Source organism: Natronospira elongata, from assembly GCF_034931365.1.
GTDB classification, from domain to species: domain Bacteria; phylum Pseudomonadota; class Gammaproteobacteria; order Natronospirales; family Natronospiraceae; genus Natronospira; species Natronospira elongata.
In genome coordinates, this window is sequence record NZ_JAYGII010000013.1 from 24,269 (window position 1) to 43,400 (window position 19,132).

Genomic DNA, 19,132 nt, shown 5'->3' on the forward strand with positions numbered 1-19,132 from the left:
CTAGTCGCCGCCGGTGGCGGTCCGCTGCCGCTCGTGCCAGTACTGGGCATCGGCGGGACGGGGGATGGGGCTGCCTTTCTCCAGGTTATCGGCCAATAGCCGGGCGTAATGGGGGGCCAGCAAGGCACCGCGGGAGCCCAGGCCATTGAACAGGGCGAGCTGAGGATGGGCCGGGTGGCGCCCGATCACCGGATGGTGGTCGGTCTTGCCGGGGCGGACCCCGGCTTCATGACTGAGAATCTCGACCTCCGGGGGATCAAGAAAAAGGTTGCGGAACGCATCCAGCAACTCCCGGCGGCCGGCCTCGGTCGGGTTGGGGTCATTGTCATCGCGACGGTAGGTCGCGCCCAGGCGGTAGCGGCCTTCGCCCAGCGGAATCAGCCATTTGCCGGCATTCAATACCCCCTCGGGCAGGCTGCGACGGATGCCCACCGTCAGAATCTCTCCCTTGGACGGTCGCACCGGCGCCCAGTGGAACCAGGGATTCTGACGGACCCGGAATCCCTCGCAGAAAATCACCTGGCGGGTGCGAACATGTTTCCACTGAACCAGCCCGTCCCCCCGAAGTTGCAGGTCCGCATAATCCAGAGCCTCCTCCTGCAGGCGGGCGGTGTCCTGGAAGAACTGGCGCAGGCGGTCCAGCAGGCGGGGCAGGTCCACCCGGGCGCCCCGGACGCAAACACTGCCACGGGGGTCGGCCAGGCCGTGGCCGATGGTGCCGGGGGCATGGCGTTCGCCCAGATAGGGGGCATAGGCGGGGTCCGCCTGACGCTTGGCCAATTGGGCCACTTCCAGGTCGTCATTGAGCAGACGCCAGATGGCGCACTCCTGAAAGACGATGAAACGGAATGCCTCTTCGATTTCACCATAGATGTCGGTGGCGCTGCCGATCAGGCTTTCCAGTTCCGCCAGCCGGGTAAACCGCCGCCCGGAAAGGGGGCTGACAATGCCCCCCGCCACCCGGGAGGCCCCCCGGTCGGCATCGCCGACCGGGGGGTCGATGATGAGCACGCGACGGTGGCGCCTGACCAGTTCCCAGGCCAGCAGGCTGCCGGCCAGGCCCTGACCGACGATCAGGGCATCCACGAATTCGGGTTGGGTATTCATTCGCTCGGCGGCCCTCTGGTCCATGGCGGATGGCGATCACTGACTCAATTGTATGCCAGTGGGGCAGTCCCCGGGCAAATCGGCGGAAGTGGCTTCCGGCGCTTGCCTGTCCCCGTGCTATCTTGTGTCCCTTTCAATTTGCACACTCTGGATCAAGGGGGAAAGCCAAGCCCATGCCGTCTGAAACCGCATTGACGCCCGAGGAACTCTACCGTGCCTGCGATCCGGCCAGCCTGGATTTCGAGAGCACTGAGGAGTTGGATAACCCCGAGGGGGTGATTGGTCAGAAACGGGCCATTGATGCCCTGTCCTTCGGCGCCGGTATCGGCAGCCGGGGTTACAACATCTTTGTACTCGGACCCAATGGCGTGGGCAAGAAAACCGTGGTTCGCAAGTTTCTTGCCGAGAAGGCGGCCGCCGCCCTGGTCCCGCCGGACTGGTGCCATGCCCATAATTTCAAGGACGAGAACCGGCCGCGTCTGATGCGGTTCGAGCCCGGCCAGGGTGCGGCCTGCCGTCGGGACATGGATCGCATCCTGGAGCGTCTGAAGACCGTATTGCCGGCCTCCTTCGAGAGTGAGGACTATCAGGGGCGATTGCAGCGAATCAAGCAGGATTTTCAAAAGCGACAGCAGGAAGCGGTCAAGCTCATCGAAGATGAGGCCGAAGAGTATGACATTGCCCTGATCCAGACCGCCTCCGAAATGTCCTTTGCCCCGCGCAGCAAGGGCGAGGTCATGGAGCCGGAACAGTTTCACAGTCTGCCCAAGGCCGAGCGGGATCGTTTCGAGGAGCGAATCGAGGAATTACAGGACAAGCTGCAGGTAGTCGCCGGCCAGTTTCCCAAGTGGCGTACCGAAATGCAGGAGCGGGTGCGGGAGCTGAATGAGCAGACCATCCGCGAAGCCAGCGAGGCCTTTCTTGAGGATGTGGAACGCAGTTATCCGGAGCACGAGGCCCTGGGGCAGCACCTCAAGGCCGTGGGTGATGATCTGGTGGAACATCAGGCCATCATTGCCCGCCTCGGTGATGAAGAGGACCCGGACAGTCGGGCGGCCTTCGAACATCTGTTCACCCGCTATCGACTGATGGTGCTGGTGGATAACAGTGAGCAGGAAGGCGCGCCGGTTGTCTATCACGATTTCCCCACCTATCAGCATCTCATTGGTCGGGTGGAACACAAGGTCCGTCAGGGTGCCCTGGTGACGGATTTCTCACTGGTTCGGCCTGGTGCCCTGCACCGGGCCAATGGCGGGTATCTGATCCTCGATGCGGAGAAAGTGCTGAGTCAGCCCTTTGCCTGGGAAAGCCTCAAGCGGGCACTGTATGCGCGCCAGGTGCGGATCGAATCCCTTGAACAGATGTATTCCTCGGTGAGCACGGTCTCCCTGGAGCCCGAGCCCATGCCTCTGGACATCAAGGTTCTGCTCCTCGGCGACCGATACACCTATTACCTGCTAGCCGAGCATGACCCGGAATTCTGTGAGCTGTTCAAGGTGCAGGCGGATTTCGAGGACGATCTGCCCCGGGGAGAGGGCCAGGACATGGCCCATGCCCGCCTGATTGCCTCCATCGTGCAGCGGGAAGAGCTGCTGCCCCTGAAAGCCCCGGCCGTCGCCAGGGTGATCGAGTACGGCAGCCGTCTGGCCGAGGACAAGGAGCGGATGTCTGCCCACGCCGGGCGAATCGCGGACCTGCTGCGGGAGGCGGACCACTGGGCGCGCCAGGCCGGGTCGGACCAGATTCGAGTGGCGGATATACAGGCCACCATCGATCAGCAGGATTACCGGGCCCGCCGCCTGGAAGAGCGCATGGACCGGGAGATCCAGCGGGAAACCATGCTGCTCTCCACCAGTGGAACGGCCCTGGGTCAGGTCAATGCCCTGACCGTCACTCACCTGGGCAGCTTCGCCTTTGGCCGTCCGGCCCGGGTCACCGCGACCACGCGGTTGGGCTCCGGCCAATTGGTGGACATTGAGCGCGAGGTGGAACTGGGCGGCCCCATCCACTCCAAGGGCGTTCTGATTTTGTCCGGTTATCTGGGAGTTAGCTATGCCCGTGAGCGGAGTCTTTCCGTCAACGCCACCCTGGTTTTCGAGCAGGGCTATGGCGAAGTGGATGGCGACTCGGCTTCCCTGGCCGAGCTGTGCGCCCTGTTGTCCGATCTGTCCGGCGTGCCCATCCGCCAATCGCTTGCGGTGACCGGTGCGGTCAACCAGAAAGGTCAGGTGCAGGCGATCGGCGGGGTCAATGAAAAGGTGGAAGGTTTTTTCAAGGTCTGCCAACTGCGTGGCCTCAACGGCAAGCAGGGCGTCATTATCCCCCGTGCCAATATGGGCGATCTGATGCTCGATCATCGAGTAAGAAAGGCAGTAAGCGACGGCCTGTTCAGAGTTTATGCCGTGGATCATGTGGATCAGGCCCTGGGCCTGCTCACCGGCCGGCGGCCCGGCCGCCGGCGTCGGGATGGCAGTTATCCGCCGAGCACGGTCAATGGCCGGGTTGAGCACACCTTGATCCGCTACGCTAAACTCAAGCAGGAGGAGGAAGGAGAGGGCGGTGATGAATAACAGAAAGCTGCTTGGCCTGATGCTTCTGACGCTTTGGCTGCTGGGGAGCTGTGCCCACCTGGAACGGGTGGTGAAGGCGCCGGAAGTCGCCCTGAAGGAACTGCGGCTGGAGTCGGTGAGCCTCAGCCGGCAGCGCATTGCCGTGGTCATGGACGTCACCAACACCAATGCCTTCCGCCTGCCGGTGCGTGAGATAGCCTATGATCTTCAACTGATGGATACCCCGCTGGCCAGCGGGGTCATGGATGAGGGCATCAGCCTGCCGGCGGGGGCGACCGAGACGGTTACCCTGTCGCTGGAAACGGATTTGATCAGTACCAGTCGGGGGCTGCTGGATTGGTTGAGGGACCCGGGCGAAGAAATTGCTTATCGGGTGGAAGGGCATATCTTGCCGGATATGGGACTGTCCGATCGCCTGCCCTATCGCCACAGTGGTACAGTGAAAGTCCAGATGCCCTTCCTATGACAACCATGGGGTGGATTGAAGGGATGGTGGGGCAACCCACTGGCCAGGGATTGCAACTCGAGGAATGGTAATGTCGACGCAAAGCTTCAAGGGACGGGGCAAAGCGGGCCCGGGCGAGATTGAACCGCCCCTGGCCAGTCATGGGGCTGGATCTTTCGTCAGCCAGTATCCGTCTTACCTGCTGCAGGCCCTGTGGCAGCATTACCCCGATAACCTTTTCCTGATTCGTGTGGTGCCGGCCGGCGGTTTTCTGATTGAGGCCGTCAATCCAGCACTGTCCGAGCGCTTTGGTCTTGACCCCGAAGCCCTGGAAGGCCGTACGCTGGAAGATATTCATGGTGAAGAGGTGGCCCGGGAAATCGCCGCCAATTATCGGGAATGTCTGCGCCGGCGGAGCATTCTTCGCTACGAGGAAAGCAGCCGCTCTCCCGTTGGTGGTGGCGAGATATTCGAAACCAGTTTGACTCCCATCGAAGACGAGCAAGGCCAGATTACCCACCTGTTGGGTGTCAGCCGCGCCATCACCCGTCTGCGCCGCGCAGAACAGGCCTTGCGCCAGAACAATTTCGAGCTGGCCTTCGAGCTGGAGCGCAAGCGCGAGGAACTGACCGGCCTGCGTGAAGCCCTGGGGCGTAATGCCATCCGCGATGAGGTCACCGGTGTTTATTCCCGGGATATCTTCACCGAACTGGCGGAACGGGAACTGCTGCGATGCCGCAACGGTGGTTGCAGCCGGGCATTGGTGATCTTCGAGCTTGAGAATTATTCCGAGATCAAGGACCGCTTCGGTGAAATGGCGGCGGATGCCATGCTGGGCACCGTGGTCAGCGCGGCCAGCGAGAGTCTGCGGGAAGAGGAGTTGCTGGGGCGTTGCAGCGGCTCCCGTTTCATTGCCCTGTTGCACCGCGAGCCGGCGGCCTGTGAGGATTGGGCGCGGGAGCTGGTGGATGGTACCGCTGCCCTTCACCCGGATTGGCGTGGTCAGGCTGTGCCCTTGACCCTGCGCCTGGGTGGTTGTCTGTGGGCCGGAGTCGGCGCGGCTTCCATGGAGCGCATGAGCAATCTGGCGGTCTCGGCCCTTGAAAAGTCCCTGGTGTCCGGGGTTGCCTGGGAGCAGCTAGCAGCTAGCAGCTAGCAGCTTGACCCGGAATGCTCCGTCCCCCGAAATCTAGCGCAATTGAACACCGAGCCCCGGCAGACTCAGGGGTGTAAGCCAGCCATCCTTGAGTTCAAAGCCGCCTTCGGCCGGGTCCTCGGCCAGGTCCAGGTGGCCGTCCAGGTCAAGGTAGCGGGTTGCCGGACAGGCCAGGGCGGCATGCAGGGCGGCGGCGATGCTGATCCGTGACTCGTCCATGCAGCCCCACATGAGTTCCACTCCCGCCAGCTCGGCGATATCGGCAATCCGCCGGGCCGGCCCCAGGCCACCGCACTTCATCAGCTTGATATTGAACACCCCGCAGGCGGGTGGAGCAGCCGCCAGATTCAGGGCATCGTCCGGCGACAGCAGGCTCTCATCCGCCGCCACTCGCTGGCGCAAGGTTCTGGAAAGGGAGCGCATGTTCTCGCTTACCGGCAGGGGCTGTTCCACGAACTCCAGGCCATAGTCCTTCGTGTCTCGAACGAATTCCCACAGGGCCTTGGCGGTATAGCCCTGATTGGGGTCCACCCGAATCTGAATGTCATCACCGAGCTGGGTTCGCAGGGCGCGGATGCGCTCGATGTCCTCTTCCAGATCCTGGCCCGTCTTGACCTTGAGGTGGCGAAAGCCTCGATCGATGTATTCCCGGGCCTCGTCGAGCGTCTCGTCCACGCCCATGATGCCGATGGTGATGGAGGTTGGCAGGGAGTGCTGGGCCCGGCCAAGGACATCCACTAATGGTCGCTCCAGTTGTTGAGCGAGCAGATCATGCAAGGCCATGTCCAGCGCCGCCCGCTGTGCGGGCGTATCCGGGAAATGTCCCTGCAGTTCCCGCAACAGTCGCGGCAGGTCGGCGACCGGCTGTCCCACCAGCCAGTCCAGTCCGGCCGGATCCAGGGCGGCTTCGCAATCATCCAGGGTTTCGCCGGTGACATGGTGTTCGGGGGCGGCACAGCCCAGGCCGGGTTGACCACGATCCGGGATCAGGCGGACGAAGCAGTTGCCAACACTGTCGGTGCGTCGGAAGGCGATTTCATAGGGGCGGGTGAGGGCGATCTCCCGCCGCCAGGTTTCCACACGAGCGATTTTCATGCTGACCACCTCTGCTTCATGCGCTGGTCTTGTTCGCCATCCGGGTTTCAATGGCCACAAGGACCGGATCGACAGGCTCATCAAGGGGGCTGACAACCGGGATATCCAGTGTCTCGCGCAGCCGAGTGCGCTCATTGGCCACGACCGCATTCTCGGGCGAGCCATGCAGGGTCACGGCAATGGTTTCCACACCGTAATGACGAATCAGGGCGATTTCGTCTTCCACTGTCGGCAGGCGATAGCCGCGAGACTCCAGGCCATCAAAATGGCTTCTGGCCGGGTCATGCTGCAGGACCACGGCATCGGCAGCCCCCGACAGCAGGAACTCCGCCCCGCAGGGTCCGCTGGGATTGCGCAGGGACGATTGACCTTCCAGCAGCATCACATCGGGGCCCAGTTCATGGGCGCAGCGCAGGATGGCGTGTTCCAGTTCACCGCTGACATAGTCATTGGGCGTGGCATCAAAAATGAAACCATAGCGTCCCCCCTGCAGCCAGCCGGTCTGGCCGGTGTAGATCATCTCGGCCCGATAGCCACGGTCACGCAGGCCCTGCACCAGGATCCGGCTGGTGGTTCGCTTGCCAATGGCGCAGTCCATGCCGAGCACGGCAATGCGGGGAATGGCCACATTGCCGACTTCGCCGCTCCAGAAGTGCAGTTCCTCGGTGGGGGGTGGGCGGCGCAGGTCAATGATGCGTACATGGTTCTCCCGCGCAGCCCGCGACAGCACCGGGTCGCTGCCGGCCCAGTCATGCAGGCCGCTGACCAGATTGAGACCGGCCTCCAGGGCGCGCAGCGCGGCGGCATGCAATTCCTCGTTGAAACGGCCACCGTGGGGGGCGACACCGAGTACGCACCACTTGGGGCGGTCGTTGCCGGCAGACAGCGCCTCCTCCACCGAGGCCACCACCGGGATGTTCCGGTGCCGGCCGTCAAGCAGTTCCCCGGCGTCGTGACCCGCCGCCAGCGGGTCCACCACGGCAGTTACCTGGAATCGGTCGCTGCCACGAATGAGGCCATGGGCTACCTTGCCATTGGCCGTCCGATATTCCCGGTTGGCCAGAACGATTGCCTTATCCTGCATGAGCGGTCTCCTTGATCCGACCGCGCCATTTTACAGTCTGTCTCGAAGGTGGCGAGGGGAAATCGATTGATCCACCGTGGCTTATTGCGAGAAAATATGGCCATGAAGCGTCATTTCACTTTATCGGGTGCGGGAGCGGCTGCTTGAGCCTGGGCCACTCAGAACTCGCGCCCATCGGATTGTTCGGTGGGACCTTCGATCCCATCCATCACGGTCATTTGCGCCCGGCCCTGGAACTCTACGAGATCCTGGGGCTGGCCGAGGTGCGCCTGCTGCCCTGCGCCGATCCACCCCACCGGGGCCGTCCTCTGGCACCCGCCCCCTTTCGCCTGGAAATGGCCCAGGCGGCGGTGCACGACCAGCCGGGGCTGGTGGTGGATGACCGGGAAATGCGCCGGCCGGGGCCGTCCTATACCCGGGACACGCTGGAATCCTTCCGGGCCGAGTTTGGTGAACATCGCTCCCTGCTGCTGATTCTCGGCAGCGATGCCTTCCTGGGGTTGCCCAAGTGGCATCGCTGGGAAGGACTACTGGAGCTGGCTCATATCGTGGTGGCCCATCGGCCGGGCTGGGCCCTGAAGCCCGGCGCGGTGCTCGGCGATGTCATGGCGCGCCGGGAAACCGACAATGCGGAAGACCTGCATCGCCTGCCGGCCGGGCGGATCTATCGCCAGCAGGTCACCCAACTGGAGATTTCCTCCACCACCATTCGGGAAATCCTGGACCGGGGGGGATCGGTGCGTTATCTGACGCCGGACCCGGTGGTGAGAATGGTTGAGGGCAGCCCGCATTACTTCAGTACCCCGGCTCGGTCCGTTGCCCGCGTGACGCGGGAAGGAGGCATGTAAGATCGTGACTGCAGAAAAGCAGGAAAAGCTCACCGGCGAGGCATTGAATCGCTGGATCGTGGACGCCCTGGAAGACATCAAGGCCCGTGACATCACGGTGCTGGATGTCCGACAGATCACCCCCATCCTGGATACCATCATCATCGCTTCGGGTACCTCCAGCCGCCATGTGGCCTCGGTGGCCGAGCACCTGGTGCGGGCGGTGAAAAAAGCCGGCATGAAACCCGCGGGGGTGGAAGGCGAACCCGGCTCGGACTGGGTGCTGGTGGATCTCGGCGAAGCCGTCGTGCATGTCATGCACCCGGAATCCCGGGCCTTCTACAACCTTGAAAAGCTGTGGAGCCTGGATGACCAGGACGAGGCCGGCCGCGATGCCCGTGCCCGGGTTGCCGGCGGTGGCCGGCCGCCCTCCATGTCCGGCGGTTGAGGCCCGAATATGCGCATCCGCTTGCTCGCCGTGGGCCAGCGCCAGCCGGCGTGGATCAATGACGGCTTCCGGGAATATGCTCGCCGCCTGCCCCATGAATGCCGCCTGCAGCTCAAGGAAATCACCCCGGGCCGCCGTGGCAGCGGCCGCACCGCTGACGGCGCCAGGGCCGAGGAGGCCGAGCGCATCCTCAAGACCGTCGGCGACGATCGCCTCGTCGCCCTGGACGAGCGAGGCAAGTCGGTGGACACCCTGAAACTGTCGGGTTGGCTCGGCGACTGGTTGATGGATGGCCGCGACCTGTCCTTGGTCATCGGCGGCGCCGACGGCCTGGATGCCAGCGTGCTGGAACGGGCTGATCGCCGCTGGAGTCTGTCACCATTGACCCTGCCCCATGGTCTGGTCCGGGTGATCGTGGCCGAGCAACTCTACCGCGCCTGGTCCGTGCGCAGTGGTCATCCCTATCATCGCGCCTGATCCCATGCCCAGACTCATCCTCGCGTCCCAGTCACCCCGCCGCAAGGCACTGCTTGAGCAGCTCGGCCTCGACTTTCAGGTCATGCCGGCGGATATCGATGAAACCGTGACCCCGGGCGAGGGGCCTGGCGAGTTCGTGCGCCGCATGGCGAGGCAAAAGGCCGCCGCCATCCTCGCCCGCGAGCCCGGGGCCCTGGTGCTGGGTTCCGACACGGCCGTGGTGCTCGACGACCACATCATGGGCAAGCCCCGCGACCAGGCGGATGGCGCCGCCATGCTGGCGCGGCTGTCGGGGCGCAGCCATCAGGTCTTCTCCGCCGTCGCCCTGGCCGGGCCGAATGGCGTCGAAGACCGGCTCAATATCAATGAAGTCCGCTTTCGCCCCATCACTCCGGCCGAGGCCGAGGCCTACTGGAACACCGGCGAGCCATCCGACAAGGCCGGCGGCTATGCCATCCAGGGTCTGGGCGCGATCTTCGTCGAGCACCTGGCCGGCAGCTATTCCGGCGTCATGGGCTTGCCCCTGTTTGAAACGGCAGCGCTGCTGCAGGCTTCCAACCTGCCGATTCTCACGCCGCAGATTTAGCGCTGAACTTGCCGTGCCCCCCCTCCTCTTGCTGTGAGATGCCCACTAGCTCTCAGTCGAGTAGTGCGCCAGGCCCCTGCGGGAGCCACCGGAACGAAGCCCCCCAACCCGAGGACTGGACCAGTGGTTCCAGAGTGGTGACCCGAACTTGCCGCGTTCTAGCTCTCCGACTTTCAGTTCTGACGTCCCTCGCTGTGGCAAAATGCAGGGCTTGGCCCAAACACTGGCAATTCGGCACAGCCCCAGGAAAAAACCAGGCCCATGAGCGAGGAAATACTGGTCAACGTCACGCCCCGTGAAACCCGGGTGGCCCTGCTGGAAAACGGCGCGCTCCAGGAAGTAATGATCGAGCGCTCCAACAGCCGGGGCCTGGTGGGCAATCTCTACAAGGGCCGGGTCTCGCGGGTACTGCCCGGCATGCAGGCCGCCTTTATCGACATCGGCCTGGCCCGCACCGCCTTTCTGCACGCCTCGGACATCGTCCGCTCCGCCCACACCGAGAGCGAAACCCCCTCGGCCGGGCCCGCCAACATCCGCGACCTGGTTCACGAGGGTAAGGAAATCCTGGTCCAGGTGCTCAAGGACCCCCTGGGCACGAAAGGGGCGCGGCTTACCACCCATATCAGCATCCCCTCCCGCTATCTGGTCTATCTACCCGGCGGCAAGGGCGTGGGCCTGTCCACTCGCATCGAGAACGAGCACGAGCGGTCCCGGCTGCAGGGGGCGGTGGGGCAATTCATGGATGAGGTCAGCCAGGGTGGTTACATCGTCCGGACCGCCGGCGAGGACGCACCGGTGGATGCCTTGCGCGCCGACATGCTCTTCCTGAGTCGTCTCTGGGAGTCCGTCCGCGAGGGTTCCGCGAATGCCCAGCCCGGTGATCTGGTCCACGAGGATCTGCCGCTGCCGGTGCGAATCCTGCGGGACATGATGGGCGAGGGGGTGGAGCAGGTGCGAGTGGATTCGGAATCCACCTACAAGCGCATGAAACATTTCGCCGACCGTTTCACCCCCGAACTGAGCCCCCGTGTCCAGCATTACACCGGCCGCCGACCCATCTTTGATCTCTACGGGGTGGATGATGAAATCGATCGCGCCCTGGATCGCCGGGTCAACCTGAAGTCGGGTGGCTATCTGATTATCGATCAGACCGAGGCCATGACCACCATCGACGTCAATACCGGTGGCTTCGTGGGCAGCCGCAATCTGGAGGAAACCGCCCTCAAGACCAATCTCGAGGCGGCCCGGGCCATTGCCCGCCAATTGCGATTGCGCAATCTCGGCGGGATCATCATCATCGACTTCATCGACATGGAGGATGAGGAGCACCGTGGCCTGGTGCTCAAGGCACTGGAGCGGGCCCTGGCCCAGGACCCGGCCAAGAATCAGGTTTGCGAGGTCTCGGCGCTGGGCCTGGTGGAGATGACCCGGAAACGCACGCGGGAAAGCCTTGAGCATGTGCTCTGCGAGCCTTGTCCAACCTGTGAAGGTCGGGCTTCGGTCAAGACCGCCGAAACTGTCTGCTTCGACGTTTTTCGCGAGATTCTCAGGGAAGCCGGCCAGTATGAAGTCCAGGAGTTGCTGGTGATCGCCTCCCAGGCGGTGGTGGATATATTGCTGGACGAGGAATCCGCCAGCCTTGCCGAGGTGGAGGAGATGGTGGGCAAGCCCATTCGCCTGCAGGTGGAAAGCCAGTACTCCCAGGAACAGTTTGACGTGGTCCCGACCTGAATCATGTGGATGCGATGAGCGATATTGGATGGCGAACACGGCTGTTGCGCTGGCTGGCCGGCAGCCTTGCCGCCGTGCTCATCCTCATGGCGGTGCTGGTGGGCGCGTTCCGCCTCCTGGTGCCGCAGGTGGCCGAATATCGCGAGGCCATCGCCGCCTGGGCCGGCGAGGCCATCGGCGCGGAAATGGAGATTGCCGAGATCGATGTCCGCTGGCGCGGATTGGTGCCGGAAATCCTGTTCCGCGACGTGAGGCTGCGCGCCGCCGATGAGGCGGTCGAGCCGATTGCCGCCGAGGAAATTGCCGTTCAGGCCTCCCTGCTTGATCTCCTGCGTCCCGGTCCCGTGCGCCCCGGGCGGGTGGTACTGCGCGGCGGGGACTTCAGTCTCGTGCGGGAAGCCGATGGCACGGTCCTTGTGCCCGGGATTGCCCGGTTCGAGCCCAATGGCGGTGGTATTGAGGCGGTGGAGCCGGTGGTGGAGCGGATTCTGGCCCGGGCGGATTACCGGATCGAGGCGAGCCGTTTTACCTACACGGATCGACAGCAGGACATCGGGCCCTGGGACATCGGTGTGGACAGGCTGTCGCTGTATTCCGAGGGTCGTCGCCATCGCCTGCAGGGGCAATTGCAGTTGCCCGAGGCCCTGGGCGGTGATCTGCAATTGAGTCTCGAGGCCGAGGGGCCGGTCGGGGCGCTGCGGGATTGGCAGTGGCAGGGCGAGCTGGACGTGGTGGCACTGGCATTGAATTGGCCCGTGGAACGCCTCCCCGGACCCTGGTTGCGCCCGCTGGAGGGTGAGATGGACCTGAGCGGTCGTCTGGCCGGGCAGGGTTTGACGCTGGAATCGGTTCAGGCTGACGTGGATGTGTCCGCGCTGCGCCCCCTTGATGAAGGTCCCGTACTGCGGGGGCCGGAACAACCGCCTCGGGGTGAGCTCCGCCTGCACGGTATTGACTGGCAGGCCCAGCGTCGCGGTTGGCGGTTCAGCGTGGCTGATCTGGCCCTGGGCGGCTTGGGCTGGCCGGACTCCCGTATTGATCTGCAATGGCAGGGCGACCGGGATAACGCTCGGGTGACCGCCAATCTGCGTTACCTGGATCTGGGCGATGCGGTTGCCGTGGCCCGACAGATTCTTTCCCCCGGGGAGGCACCCCGGCTGTGGCTGGATCGCCTGCAGCCGGAAGGCGAACTGCGTGATGTGATTGGCGAAGTGCAGCTACGGGAGGGTGAGCCGGCCGAGTACGGGGCCCGAGCCCGGGTCACGGGGCTGGGCATGGAAAGCTGGGAGGATATCCCGGGCTTTGCCGGTGTCACCGGCTGGTTGCGGGCCGATGAAGCCGGCGGGCACTTTGAGCTGGATGCCGGTCCGGTTGTCTTCGACTATCCCACCCTGTTCCGTGATCCCCTGCATGCCGAGCGGGTCACGTCCCGCGTGGACTGGCAGCGGGTGGATGCGGGCTGGGATATTCAGGCCAGCGATATTCAGGTGCGCAACGAGGATGCCCGGGTAGCCGCGGAGCTGGGCGTGGACTTCCGTCCGGGCGGCCCCCATTGGGTCACCCTTGAGGCCGAAGTGCCCACTGCCCGAAGTGACAATCTGTCCCGCTATCTGCCGGTGGGGCGCATGCCGGAAACGGCCGTCGACTGGCTCGATCACGCCATCCTGTCCGGCCAGGCACGCAATGGGCGGGTCCTGGTAGACGGCCCGACCCGGCCCTTTCCCTATCACAACGGCGAAGGCCGTTTCGAGATCGATTTCGACGTGGTCGATGGTGGCCTGCGCTTCGATGAGGATTGGCCGGTGATGCGGGATGTGGATGCCCGGGTCAGTTTCCGCGGCCCGGGGATGACGGTCGAGGCTCGGCAGGGGCGGATTGCCGGCTATCAGGTGGATTCGGCCCAGGCCCATATCGACGATCTGCAGAATCCGGAGGTGGAGATTGAGGGCCAGGCACACGGTGAGTTGGCCGATGGTCTTCGCTTTCTCCGCGATGGCCCCCTGGCAGAGTGGTTTGGGCGCCCATTGGCCGATGTCAGTCTGCAAGGCGGTAGTGAACTGGACTTGAGCCTGAGTGTTCCGGTTCGCCAGGTGGCGGATCTGCGTCTTGATGGAGAGGTCAGCCTGAGTGCCGTGTCCGGTGGCGCCGAGTGGCTGCCGGGTGAAATCTCGGCGCTGGAGGGCAAGCTGTATTTCAGCGAACAGGCGGCCTGGGCCGAGTCCATTACCGGTCAGCATCTGGGTGGCGCCTTCCGGCTGGCGCTGGACCCCGGCAGTCGGGGCCGACATGCCGATGAGGATGACCCACCGTACTCGGTCGCCCACATCCAGGGTCACTCCCGTATCGAGGCCCTGGCGGCGGAACGGCCGGAACTGGCCTTCCTTGATCGCCTGGATGGTGGCGTGGATTGGGAAAGTCGTGTGCGCGTCGACAATCGACCCAACGGTGAGCCCATCCAGGTCACGATTGACAGCCAGCTGAAGGGCCTGGCAGTCGACCTGCCCGAGCCCTTGTCCAAGGCTGCCGAGGAAAGCATGCCTTTGTCGGTGCGTTTCCCGGTCGGGCAAGGCGCCAGCCGAGTGGAACTGGATTACGGCGGTTTTCTGGCCCTGACCCTGCAAGTGGGGGAGGATGCCGACGGCCAGACCGGCGTCCACGGTCTGCGGGCCGATCTCAACCAGGTTCGCGAGCCGGATGCGGTGGCGGACGGCATTCGGGTTGCCGGTCGCGCTGATTATCTCTCCCTCCTGCCCTGGCTTACTGTGGATTGGACACGCGGTGAGGCCGACGGGGGCATGGCGCTGGAAGGCCTGACCCTGGATGTGGATCGGTTGCGATTGGGCATGCTGTCGCTGGAATCCCAGGGGGTCAGTCTGGATCGGGAAGCCCTGGGCTGGCGGGTCGAGCTGCGTGGTGATGATGCCAGCGGTGAGTTGCTGATTCCCGCCGATGTGACCCGAACGCGTTCCACCGTCGAGGGACGGCTGGAGCATTTGAGATTGCGTCTGGCCGAGGCGGAGGTTGCCGAGCTGGCGGCCATGGACCCGCGCAGCCTGCCCTCACTGGACTTTCAGGTGGAGCGTGTCAGCCGCAACGGTATGGAAGTGAACGATCTGGCGCTGAAACTCCAGGCGGCACCCGATGGGGTGATTCTTCAGCAATTCAGTACGGCAGGCGATTTGTTGCGGGTGGAGCTTGGTGGCGAATGGCGTGATGACGCCCTGCTGGGTGAGCGGGGGCGTTTGACCGGGCGCATGGAGAGCGGTGATCTGGCTGCGGCACTGCGCTTGTTTGATTTTGTGCCGGGGCTGGAGTCCCGGCAGGCGGAAGTCGATCTCAATCTGTCCTGGCACGGCCCGCTGGATGCCACTGTATTGGGCAGACTGGGTGGCGAGACTCGCCTGCGCCTGGGGTCTGGTCAGCTTCGCGAGGTCAGCCCGGGGGCCGGTCGGGTCGTGGGACTGTTCAGCCTGCAGGCGCTTCCCCGACGGCTGTTCGGGGATTTTCGTGATGTCTTCGGGCGCGGCCTGCGTTTCGACAGCATCAGCGGGGATTTTCATATCGCCGACGGTGATGTGTTTACCGGCGACCTGGCCCTGGAAGGTCCGGCGGTGAATCTGCGCCTTGCCGGGCGTACCGGCCTGTACAGTCGCGATTATGATCACCATGTCAGCGTTTCCTCGCCCGTGGGGGCGACCCTGCCGGTGGCGGGTGCCATTGCCGGGGGTGTCACCCTCGGTGCCGCCATGCTGGTACTCTCGGAACTGTTTCGCGGGCCGTTGGCCAGAGTGGGTAATCTCGAATATCGTCTGCAGGGCGCCTGGGAGGACCCGCGGGTGATTCCCCTGGATGAAGAAGCGCGGAGGGCGTTGGATGAAGAGTGATTGCCGACATCGGTGGCGATCTTGGGCGGGTCGACTGAGTGGCTTGCTGCTGTTTCTGGCGGTCGGCAGTCTGTCCGCCGAGACCTGGGTCCTGGACCAGGCTGAATGGAGTCGACCGCGCAGCGGCGAGACGGTGATCGCCATGCCGCCAGTGGCTCAGGCGGTCCGCCACTGGCATGAGCAGGACGAGGCTCGCCTTGAGCTGGTCTATCCCGGCGGTGAGCGGGGTGAGCTGTGGGCCTCCGAGTTGCGCGACTGGCTGATTGCCCTGGGCATGGAACCTGCCGCCGTTGTGCTTCAGCCTGGTGCGCCCAGCGAGGAAGAGCTGTTGCTGCGGGTACGGGCGAACTGAGCCGTGAAGGCCGGTAATTCCACTTTTGAGCAGAAGGGGTTGAGCAAATGAGCGACAGTCACGACAGGCCGGGCGAGGAACAGGCGCCACGAGCTGCCGCGATCCAGATGGCCTCGGGGCCCCATGTCAGCGCCAATCTGCTGGAGGCCGAGCGCCTGCTGGCCGCGGCAGCGGCTTCGGGTGCGGCGCTGGCGGTCCTGCCCGAGAATTTCGCCATGCTGGGCCAGGATGATGCCGAGCGCGTGGAGCATGCCGAGGGCGATGGTGATGGTCCCCTGCAACAGTGGCTCAAGGAACAAGCCAGGCGTCATGAAATATGGATTGTGGGTGGCACCATCCCCCTCGAAGCCGAGGCTGGACGCATCAGCGCCGCCTGCCTGGTTTATGACCATGCGGGAGAGAGGCGTGCCCGCTTCGACAAGATGCACCTGTTCGATGTGACCCTGCCGGACGGTCGCGAGCAGTATCGAGAGTCCGCTTCCACTCGGCCGGGGCGCGAAGTGGTGGTGCTCGACTCCCCCATCGGCCGCCTGGGGCTCGCAGTCTGTTACGATTTGCGTTTTCCCGAGTTGTTCCGGGAAATGTCCGATCAGGGGGCCGAGGTCTTTGCCGTGCCCTCCGCCTTTACCGCCCAGACCGGGCGCGCTCACTGGGAGTTGCTGCTGCGGGCGCGGGCGGTGGAAAACCTTTGCTACGTGGTGGCCGGCGCCCAGGGTGGCTTTCACGTCAGTGGCCGCGAGACCTGGGGCCACAGCATGATTGTCGATCCCTGGGGCGGCATTCTCGCCGAGCAGGAACAGGGCTCCGGCGTGGTCAGTGCCCCCATCTCGCTGGAACGGCTGCGCAGTCTGCGCAAGCGTTTCCCCGTCTTGAGCCATCGTCAGATGGCGACTGTCTGATCAATTTGGAGTAGGTACAAGGCATGACTGATGCCCTGAAAATTGCCAGAGCCAACTTGCTGGAACCCAACGGCCTGGACGAGGACGCCCTGTCCCGCATCCTGGGCAAGATGATGAGCGCCTCGGTGGATGAGGCGGACCTCTACTTTCAGTTGTCCCGCCGTGAGAACTGGTCCCTGGAGGACGGCATCGTCAAGGAAGGCGGACATGGCGTGGACCAGGGGGTGGGATTGCGCGCGGTCTCCGGTGAAAAATCCGGCTTTGCCTATTCCGACGAGATTGTCCTGCCGGCCCTGGAAAAGGCTTCAGGAATGGCACGGGCGATCGCCAGCGGTGGCCAGTCCGGCCGACTCCAGGCCTGGAAGGCCCGTGGGGGGGGTCAGCTCTACCAGCCCATCGACCCGATCGAAACCCTGAGCTCGGACGAGAAGGTGGCCCTGCTGCAGCGGGTGGATGCCGCCTGCCGCGCCGAGGACAATCGGATCAAGAAGGTCACCGTCGGCCTGGCCGGCGTGCATGAAACCGTGCTGGTTGCGGGCAATGATGGCCGTTTGGTGGCCGATGTCCGGCCGCTGATTCGCATGAATGTGGTCTGCATCGCCGAGCAGGACGGGCGCCACGAACAGGGTGTGGCCGGCGCCGGTGGCCGGATTTCCATGCGCGACTTCCTGGCCGATGACGAGCCCCTGCGCCTGGCCCGGGAAGCCGCGCGTTCCGCCCTGGTCAATCTGGAAGCGGTGGAGGCGCCTGCCGGTACCATGCCGGTGGTGCTCGGGCCGGGCTGGCCCGGCGTCTTGTTGCACGAGGCCATCGGTCACGGCCTGGAAGGGGATTTCAATCGCAAGGGCACCTCGGCCTTTGCCGGCCGTATTGGCCAGCGGGTGGCGAGCGAGTATTGCACCGTGGTGGATGACGGCACCCTGCCCGGGCGCCGTGGGTCACTCAACGTCGATGATGAAGGCGAAGCCACCCAATGCACCACCCTGATTGAAGACGGCATCCTCACCGCCTACATGCAGGATCGCATGAACGCCCGCCTGATGGGGCAGCGCAGTACCGGTAACGGTCGCCGGGAATCCTATGCCCATCTTCCCATGCCGCGCATGACCAATACCTACATGCAACCCGGCCCCCATGACCCCGAAGAAATCATCCGCTCGGTCAAGCGCGGCCTCTACGCGGTCAACTTCGGCGGCGGTCAGGTGGACATCACCTCCGGCAAGTTCGTGTTTTCGGCCAGCGAGGCCTATCTCATCGAGAACGGCCGCATCACCCGTCCGGTCAAGGGTGCGACCCTGATTGGCAATGGGCCTGATGTGCTTACTCAGGTGAGCATGGTCGGGACGGATCTGGAACTGGATCGCGGCATTGGTGTCTGCGGCAAGGACGGGCAGGCCGTTCCGGTCGGTGTCGGTCAGCCCACCCTCAAGGTGGACCGGCTGACTGTTGGCGGCACCGGCTAGACACCGGGGCCCGGGAGCACAACCATGGTAGTCAGTCGATCCCGTTTCTGGCGTACCGGTGCGATCATGTTCCTGATCGTGGTCGGTGGCCTGTCTCTGTTGCCCTATCTGATTTCCGACGGTGCCCGAGAGGATTTGCCGGAGGCGCCCTTCGCCGATAGCCGCTTTGCCGAGCTGGATGGATTCCGCGTCCACTATCGCGTGAGTCCCGCCCAGCCGGCTGACGCCGGTGCCGTTCAGGGTGATCTGCTATTGCTGCACGGCCTGGCGGGGTCGAGTTTCAGCTGGCGCGAGGTCGTCGAGCCCCTCACCCGTGCCGGTTATCGTGTGATTCGCGTGGACCTGCCACCCTTCGGCTTCAGTGAGCCACGGCTGCCTGCCCAGGCTGGTCTTGGGGAAACCGCGCTGCTTGAGGCGGTGCTGGATGAAGCGGGCTTGGCCACGGACCGCCTGCACCTGGTGGGCCACTCCATGGGGGCGGCTGCCGCCGCTCGTCTGGCTACCCGTCTGGAGCGGTCCATTGCCACGGTGACCTTTGTGTCCGGGAGCCTGGATACAGGCAGTGAGGGGGGGCAGGGGATTGGCGGCGTGATCATGCGCTATCCCCCCGTTCAGCGCTGGATTACCGTAATCGGCAGTCGGCGACTGCTGAACGAGGAAGGCATGGCAAGGGCGCTGGAATCGGCCTATGGCAAGCCGCCCTCGGATGCAGCGGTGGCCGGCTATCTTGCCCCCCTGCGTACACGTGGCCGGCCGGCAGCGGTGATCCGTTATCTGCATTCCTCGCGCGAGTCGGTCAGCCCGGACTCGCTCGGCTCCCTGCAAACGGCCCTGATCTGGGGCGAGCGGGATCAATGGGTGCCCATTTCCCACGGGCGGCGCCTGCAGGACGCCCTGGATGCCCCCCTCGAGATCATCGATGGGGCCGGCCATAATCCCATGGAGACCCACCCGGAGGCCTTCTCCGAGACCCTGCTGGAATTGCTGGCCCGCTGAGTCCTTTTGCCG

Annotated in this window: 16 protein-coding genes; 13 read left to right on the plus strand and 3 right to left on the minus strand. The window is 64.3% G+C overall.

The window, feature by feature from the left end:
* Positions 1-1,107: an NAD(P)/FAD-dependent oxidoreductase gene (locus VCB98_RS07470; protein WP_346051310.1), complete on the minus strand. Its 1,107-nt coding sequence runs from the start codon at positions 1,105-1,107 to the stop codon at positions 1-3.
* A gap of 173 nt (positions 1,108-1,280) precedes the next feature.
* Here VCB98_RS07470 and VCB98_RS07475 point away from each other — a divergent pair, with 173 nt between their 5' ends.
* From VCB98_RS07475 to VCB98_RS07485, 3 genes are all read left to right on the plus strand, one after another.
* On the plus strand, positions 1,281-3,677 hold the full coding sequence (locus VCB98_RS07475; protein ID WP_346051312.1) for a Lon protease family protein: 2,397 nt from the start codon (positions 1,281-1,283) through the stop codon (positions 3,675-3,677).
* Positions 3,670-4,143, plus strand: coding sequence for an LEA/WHy family protein (locus VCB98_RS07480; RefSeq protein ID WP_346051314.1), 474 nt, complete (start codon positions 3,670-3,672; stop codon positions 4,141-4,143). Before VCB98_RS07475 ends, VCB98_RS07480 begins: the two co-directional genes overlap by 8 nt.
* 70 nt (positions 4,144-4,213) lie before the next feature.
* Positions 4,214-5,278: a diguanylate cyclase domain-containing protein gene (locus VCB98_RS07485; protein ID WP_346051316.1), complete on the plus strand. Its 1,065-nt coding sequence runs from the start codon at positions 4,214-4,216 to the stop codon at positions 5,276-5,278.
* A 33-nt stretch (positions 5,279-5,311) separates the two neighbouring features.
* On the opposite strand, the gene VCB98_RS07490 is transcribed toward VCB98_RS07485, so the two are convergent.
* Both VCB98_RS07490 and VCB98_RS07495 read right to left on the minus strand, forming a co-directional pair.
* Positions 5,312-6,373 carry a mandelate racemase/muconate lactonizing enzyme family protein gene (locus tag VCB98_RS07490; RefSeq protein ID WP_346051318.1) on the minus strand — a complete coding sequence of 354 codons (1,062 nt, stop codon included), beginning with the start codon at positions 6,371-6,373 and terminating at the stop codon, positions 5,312-5,314.
* 16 nt (positions 6,374-6,389) lie between these two features.
* On the minus strand, positions 6,390-7,457 hold the full coding sequence (locus tag VCB98_RS07495) for an N-acetyltransferase DgcN family protein (RefSeq protein ID WP_346051321.1): 1,068 nt from the start codon (positions 7,455-7,457) through the stop codon (positions 6,390-6,392).
* A 143-nt stretch (positions 7,458-7,600) separates the two neighbouring features.
* Between VCB98_RS07495 and nadD the strand changes: the two genes are divergently transcribed.
* The 10 genes from nadD to VCB98_RS07545 all read left to right on the plus strand — a co-directional run bounded on the left by nadD (position 7,601) and on the right by VCB98_RS07545 (position 19,120).
* On the plus strand, positions 7,601-8,305 hold the full coding sequence (gene nadD, locus VCB98_RS07500) for a nicotinate-nucleotide adenylyltransferase (RefSeq protein ID WP_346051323.1): 705 nt from the start codon (positions 7,601-7,603) through the stop codon (positions 8,303-8,305).
* Between the two features lie 4 nt (positions 8,306-8,309).
* Positions 8,310-8,732, plus strand: coding sequence for a ribosome silencing factor (gene rsfS, locus VCB98_RS07505; RefSeq protein WP_346051325.1), 423 nt, complete (start codon positions 8,310-8,312; stop codon positions 8,730-8,732).
* 9 nt (positions 8,733-8,741) lie between these two features.
* Positions 8,742-9,209 (plus strand): 23S rRNA (pseudouridine(1915)-N(3))-methyltransferase RlmH, encoded by a 468-nt coding sequence (gene rlmH / locus VCB98_RS07510; protein ID WP_346051327.1) that lies wholly within the window; start codon positions 8,742-8,744, stop codon positions 9,207-9,209.
* Between the two features lie 4 nt (positions 9,210-9,213).
* Positions 9,214-9,795, plus strand: a complete 582-nt coding sequence (locus tag VCB98_RS07515; RefSeq protein WP_346051329.1) for a Maf family protein — start codon at positions 9,214-9,216, stop codon at positions 9,793-9,795.
* Between the two features lie 261 nt (positions 9,796-10,056).
* Complete coding sequence (gene rng, locus VCB98_RS07520; protein WP_346051331.1) at positions 10,057-11,526, plus strand: ribonuclease G; 1,470 nt, start codon at positions 10,057-10,059, stop codon at positions 11,524-11,526.
* 14 nt (positions 11,527-11,540) lie between these two features.
* Positions 11,541-15,410 carry a YhdP family protein gene (locus tag VCB98_RS07525; protein ID WP_346051333.1) on the plus strand — a complete coding sequence of 1,290 codons (3,870 nt, stop codon included), beginning with the start codon at positions 11,541-11,543 and terminating at the stop codon, positions 15,408-15,410.
* Positions 15,400-15,762: a hypothetical protein gene (locus VCB98_RS07530; RefSeq protein WP_346051335.1), complete on the plus strand. Its 363-nt coding sequence runs from the start codon at positions 15,400-15,402 to the stop codon at positions 15,760-15,762. Before VCB98_RS07525 ends, VCB98_RS07530 begins: the two co-directional genes overlap by 11 nt.
* 47 nt (positions 15,763-15,809) lie before the next feature.
* Positions 15,810-16,661: a carbon-nitrogen hydrolase family protein gene (locus VCB98_RS07535; RefSeq protein WP_346051337.1), complete on the plus strand. Its 852-nt coding sequence runs from the start codon at positions 15,810-15,812 to the stop codon at positions 16,659-16,661.
* Between the two features lie 23 nt (positions 16,662-16,684).
* A complete protein-coding gene (gene tldD / locus VCB98_RS07540; protein WP_346051339.1) occupies positions 16,685-18,124 on the plus strand; it encodes a metalloprotease TldD in 1,440 nt (479 codons plus the stop codon).
* Between the two features lie 24 nt (positions 18,125-18,148).
* Complete coding sequence (locus VCB98_RS07545; protein ID WP_346051341.1) at positions 18,149-19,120, plus strand: alpha/beta fold hydrolase; 972 nt, start codon at positions 18,149-18,151, stop codon at positions 19,118-19,120.
* Positions 19,121-19,132: the final 12 nt, after the last annotated feature.

Bases quoted from the DNA above. Each gene is read 5' to 3' on its own strand.
- VCB98_RS07470 (WP_346051310.1), bottom strand. From the start codon at position 1,107: ATGAATACCCAACCCGAATTCGTGGATGCCCTGATCGTCGGTCAGGGC.
- VCB98_RS07475 (WP_346051312.1), top strand. From the start codon at position 1,281: ATGCCGTCTGAAACCGCATTGACGCCCGAGGAACTCTACCGTGCCTGC.
- VCB98_RS07480 (WP_346051314.1), top strand. From the start codon at position 3,670: ATGAATAACAGAAAGCTGCTTGGCCTGATGCTTCTGACGCTTTGGCTG.
- VCB98_RS07485 (WP_346051316.1), top strand. From the start codon at position 4,214: ATGTCGACGCAAAGCTTCAAGGGACGGGGCAAAGCGGGCCCGGGCGAG.
- VCB98_RS07490 (WP_346051318.1), bottom strand. From the start codon at position 6,373: ATGAAAATCGCTCGTGTGGAAACCTGGCGGCGGGAGATCGCCCTCACC.
- VCB98_RS07495 (WP_346051321.1), bottom strand. From the start codon at position 7,457: ATGCAGGATAAGGCAATCGTTCTGGCCAACCGGGAATATCGGACGGCC.
- rlmH (WP_346051327.1), top strand. From the start codon at position 8,742: ATGCGCATCCGCTTGCTCGCCGTGGGCCAGCGCCAGCCGGCGTGGATC.
- VCB98_RS07515 (WP_346051329.1), top strand. From the start codon at position 9,214: ATGCCCAGACTCATCCTCGCGTCCCAGTCACCCCGCCGCAAGGCACTG.
- rng (WP_346051331.1), top strand. From the start codon at position 10,057: ATGAGCGAGGAAATACTGGTCAACGTCACGCCCCGTGAAACCCGGGTG.
- VCB98_RS07525 (WP_346051333.1), top strand. From the start codon at position 11,541: ATGAGCGATATTGGATGGCGAACACGGCTGTTGCGCTGGCTGGCCGGC.
- VCB98_RS07530 (WP_346051335.1), top strand. From the start codon at position 15,400: ATGAAGAGTGATTGCCGACATCGGTGGCGATCTTGGGCGGGTCGACTG.
- VCB98_RS07535 (WP_346051337.1), top strand. From the start codon at position 15,810: ATGAGCGACAGTCACGACAGGCCGGGCGAGGAACAGGCGCCACGAGCT.
- tldD (WP_346051339.1), top strand. From the start codon at position 16,685: ATGACTGATGCCCTGAAAATTGCCAGAGCCAACTTGCTGGAACCCAAC.
- VCB98_RS07545 (WP_346051341.1), top strand. From the start codon at position 18,149: ATGGTAGTCAGTCGATCCCGTTTCTGGCGTACCGGTGCGATCATGTTC.